Annotated in this window: 4 protein-coding genes and 2 pseudogenes; all 6 read right to left on the bottom strand. The window is 68.0% G+C overall.

Annotated elements, in window-relative coordinates; all coding sequences use genetic code 11:
* Nucleotides 1-444 (bottom strand): annotated as a pseudogene (locus tag B3446_RS00535) (type II secretion system protein GspL); the annotation flags it as partial.
* Complete coding sequence (gene gspK / locus B3446_RS00530) at nucleotides 441-1,421, bottom strand: type II secretion system minor pseudopilin GspK (protein WP_291376578.1); 981 nt, start codon at nucleotides 1,419-1,421, stop codon at nucleotides 441-443. The gene gspK and the pseudogene B3446_RS00535, both read right to left, overlap by 4 nt.
* A 152-nt stretch (nucleotides 1,422-1,573) precedes the next feature.
* On the bottom strand, nucleotides 1,574-2,179 hold the full coding sequence (locus tag B3446_RS00525; RefSeq protein WP_291376576.1) for a prepilin-type N-terminal cleavage/methylation domain-containing protein: 606 nt from the start codon (nucleotides 2,177-2,179) through the stop codon (nucleotides 1,574-1,576).
* A 2-nt stretch (nucleotides 2,180-2,181) separates the two neighbouring features.
* Nucleotides 2,182-2,550: pseudogene (gene gspI, locus B3446_RS00520) on the bottom strand (type II secretion system minor pseudopilin GspI); the annotation flags it as partial.
* A gap of 241 nt (nucleotides 2,551-2,791) precedes the next feature.
* Nucleotides 2,792-3,280, bottom strand: coding sequence for a type II secretion system minor pseudopilin GspH (gspH, locus tag B3446_RS00515; protein ID WP_191579436.1), 489 nt, complete (start codon nucleotides 3,278-3,280; stop codon nucleotides 2,792-2,794).
* Nucleotides 3,252-3,680, bottom strand: a complete 429-nt coding sequence (gene gspG / locus B3446_RS00510; protein WP_175126123.1) for a type II secretion system major pseudopilin GspG — start codon at nucleotides 3,678-3,680, stop codon at nucleotides 3,252-3,254. Before gspG ends, gspH begins: the two co-directional genes overlap by 29 nt.
* Between the last annotated feature and the right edge of the window lie 462 nt (nucleotides 3,681-4,142).

Genomic DNA, 4,142 nt, shown 5'->3' with positions numbered 1-4,142 from the left:
CGGCGCATCCGTGGCCGGCGCAAGCGCCTGCGGCGCGATCAGCGCGCGCACGCGCAGCCCTTGCTGGCTGAGCAGGCTCCACGCGCGCCGGACCGGTTCGCGCGGCGACCACGCCAGGGGCACGGAGCCATCAGCGGCACGCGTGCCGTACCCGATCGCCAGACTGTCCAGATCACTCAGCACCAGCGGTTCCAGCGCACCGCGCACGGCCGCGCCGAAATGCGCCCGTGCCACTGCGGGGATCTGCACCGTCGCCGCGATGACGTCGGCAGGGTGAAGCACGGCTTCGCACATGGCCTGCGGCCAGGCGTTTCCGAGCGCGCGCAGCGCAAGCTCGCCTTGCCGCACGCAGCGGCCGCGCCGGTCGAACCACGCATAGGGCAGCGGCGAATCGGCGCCAAATTCCTCCAGCGCGGGCAGGGCGATGCGCAGGGTGTTCTTCAAGGTGTTTCTCTCGTCCAGATGGTTTCGGGCGCGGCCGGCGGGGCGCTGCGCATCAGCGCCTGCATCGAGACGCGCGCCCGTTCGTAGACCACGGTGCCGCTGGCCAGGAACCAGCCGCTGTTGGTGNNNNTCTCCCCCCCCGTGCCCCCCAGCCGATTGGCGAAATCGCCGGTGTTGTTGAACCAGTTGCCGCGATCGCGCTCACCCGCCATCGCGCGCGCCTGCGCCAGCGACAGCCCCGGCACCAGCGCCGCGATAACCTCGGCGGGCGCAGTGTTGACGTTGACCGTGGTGGCCGAAGGCAACAGCGTTATCGTGCGCCGCAGCGCATTGCGCATCGGCGGCTCCAGCTCCAGCAGGGCGGCTACTTCGTCGACCCCGCGCGGCAGCGGCGCGCGCGCCTGCGGGCCGGGCCGCGCGGCGGTGTTCGGGGCGGTGTCAGGGGTGGCGTTAGGGGTGGCGTTAGAGCCGGTGTTCGAGGCATTCGCCGCCAGCGCGGGCGGTTGCGCCGACGCGACGATGTCGACGATCCGCGCGGCCAGCGTATCGGGCAGTTCCAGCGTGCCGAGCAGGCGCCGCAGGATTTCTTCCTGCTCCGGCTGCGGCACGCCATTGCGCGCCAGGTTGTAGAGGTTGTACTTGCCCTGTTCGTCCTGCACGCCGCCCGAAAACACCGCCACGCGATCGTCGCCGGGGCGTTCGATGCGGGTATCCAGCACCGGCGTGGCCCAGATCTGGTCGCCGCGGGTGGTGGGCTCGCGCCGGCCGTGGTCACGCACCACCAGTCGCGCCCAGTCGATTCCACCGGCCAGCATCGCGCGCGCCTGCACCCGCGCCAGTTCGTTCTCCACGCGCCGCGTGCTGGCGGTCTGTCGCTGGAACAAGCTGGTGGTCAGTGCCGCCACGATGGCAACGACAATGAGCGCGCTGACGACCGCCGCGCCGCGTTGGCGGAGCGCGGTAGGGGTGCCGCGCACGGCGGCTGTGCCTTGTGCGTTGCGTGCGCCAGATGCACCAGATATGCCAAATTCGCCTGATATGCCTGATATGCCAGAAGGGCCAAATTCGCCAAATGCGCAAGTTTCGCCGCGCGCGCCAACCTTGCCAGTTTCATGAACGAACGCGCGGCTCATGGCAGCTCCAGGACGCGCGTATAGCGCCGCAGGTCGCCCGGCACCCCGCGTTCAAACGCGATCTCCAGACCGCTAGGCGCGGCGGCAAACGAGGCGTTGGCGTCCGCCCAGCCCACGCCCGGCACCCAGGCGCGCAGCGCGAGCGACCGCACGCCCGGCAGCAACAGCACGCCGTCATTCGCCGCAGGCAACGGGCTGCGCTGCGCGGACGGTCCGCCCACCCGCCACAAACCGTCGCGGCGCACCTGCCATTGAATGCGCTGCCACAACCCGTTGCCATCCGGATCGGGACGCAAAATCTCCAGCGTCTGCCCGCCCGCCGCGCGCGGCAGCAACCGCAGGCCAGTCGTGAACGCCACCGCGTCCAATCCCGGCGAATCAAAGCCGGGACCCGTGTACGACAACTCCACGTCCCGCGCCATCTGCCCCAGCGTGCGCACGATGGCATCCGTATCCTCGGCCTGCGCAGCGATCAGATCGCGCGCGCCCGACACGCTGGCCAGTCCGCGCCAAGCCATCAGGCTGACAAGCGCCATCAGCGCCAGGGCGACCAGCACCTCGATCAGCGTGAAGCCGGCCTGCGATTGTGGAGAACGGCGCATCGTCATCGCAGGCTGGACAACAGCCCGTCGAGCTGCAACAGGATCGCGCCATCGCGCGGAGACGCGGCGTCGTGGACCTTCACCGCCACCTGCCGGAAGCTTCGGTTCATGGAATTGGTGAACACCAGTTCACATTGCAGCGCCAGGCCGCCTTGCGGACACGGCACCATCTGCGTGCCGGCGCGCGGCAGGGCCTGTTCCAGCCGCAATTGCGTCAGCGCGTTCTGCGCCGCCAGCAGCGCCAGCGTCTTGTCCTGCAAGGCACGATTGTTCGCGGCCATCACCCCGGTGGCGCGCAGCGCAGCACCCATCGCCACCGCGATGATCGCCAACGCCACCAGCACTTCGATCAAGGTGAAGCCACGCTCGCGGTTGTGCGGTCGCGGAAATGCGGAGCCCGCCGCGCCCGAGTGAGCTTGGCCCCAGGCGGCGGGGGCAGGGTCCGCGGCGCCGCCGAGGCCGGGATCACCCGTGGAGCCACTATTGGCTCCATTGACGGCTTCATCCAACTCCTCATCCACGGTCTTGACGACGGGCTTATCGACAGCTTCATCGACGGCCGCATCGGCAGCGTCATCGACGACTTTATCCGCGGCTGCTTTGGAAGCCATCTCAACGAATCTCATAGCGCCCCGCGGCGTCCCGTTGCAGCGTGACGTGCACGTCTGCCGCGCTCAGCGTCAGCGTCATCGGCGCGGCAACCCATTCGGTATTGAAGATCAGCGGACGGTCCGGATCCAACCGCCATTGCACCGGCGCGGCCGACCACGACTGCGGCCGCAACACCTCATCGCTTTGCAATCGGTCGACAGGCACGGGAATATCGTCCTGCGCCGTGGGGCCCGCCGAGCGGCCCGCGCGCTCAAACGACCAGCCCTGGCCGTTCGCCAGCCAGCGGATGTTGCGTCCGTCGCTGCGCGCTTCGCTCTGCGCCACCGTGAACGCATCGGCCAGACGCTCAGCATCAGCCCGCAGGCGATTGTCGCCCCGGCCGACAGACAGGCTCACCATGCTCGCGGCAATGGCCACGATCACCAGCACCACCAAAACTTCGACCAGCGTGAAACCGCGCTCAGAGGTCCCAGGAACCGATGTCGGCATCGCCGCTTTCTCCGCCGGGCTTGTTGTCGGCGCCAAACGAGAAGACGTCGACGTCGCCTTTGACGCCGGGGCTCAGATATTGATAGGGGTGGCCCCACGGATCGTTGGGCAGCTTGTCCAGATAACCGCGCCAATTGGCCACGCCATCAGGCTTTTGCGCCAGCGCCCGCAGGCCCTGCGCGGTAGTGGGATAGCGGCCATTGTCCAGGCGATACAGCTTGAGCGCCTGCATGATGCCGCCGATGTCCTGACGGGCAGCGGCCTGGCGCGCCTGGTCGGGGCGATCGAGCACACGCGGCACCACCAGCGCGGCCAGAATCCCCATGATCACAATCACCACCATGATCTCGATGAGGGTGAAGCCCTGCTGGCGGGCAAGCCCGCGCGGTAACTGACGCACTTTGCAACTCCGGTCTTTCTGTTGAAGCCCGGGATTGTGGACATGAAATATGACAGTAATGCGCACGCCGGGAGATCGCCCCGTTCGTCCTTGCGCGGCTTTGTCACTAGCTGCTGATTTACTAGACGCTGATTCACGAGCTGCTGAGACACAAGCTGGTAAGTCGCGAGCCGAAAATTCACGAGCTGCTAGTTTTCGAGCTGGTAGTTCACAAGATGCAGGTTTACGAGCCGCCGATTTGATTGATCCTTCGTCAGGACGCGCAGCGTTGCCAGCCTGCCGCCTGCCATTGGCTCATGCGTCGCGGACCCGTCCCACGCTACTTCTCCCGCGTGATCCCGCCCGGCGCATCCTGGGCCGCCGGCGCCGCCAGACGGCTTGCGCGGCCCGACTGTTCGACCGTCACGGCATCCGCCGCAATGTCGCGCAGCACGATCCCCGGCGCCACTTCCGCGCCGGCAC

This window comes from Achromobacter sp. UBA5777 (genome assembly GCF_002418565.1).
In the GTDB taxonomy this organism is placed as follows: domain Bacteria; phylum Pseudomonadota; class Gammaproteobacteria; order Burkholderiales; family Burkholderiaceae_B; genus Achromobacter; species Achromobacter animicus.
This window is presented reverse-complemented; position numbering and strand designations above follow the sequence as displayed.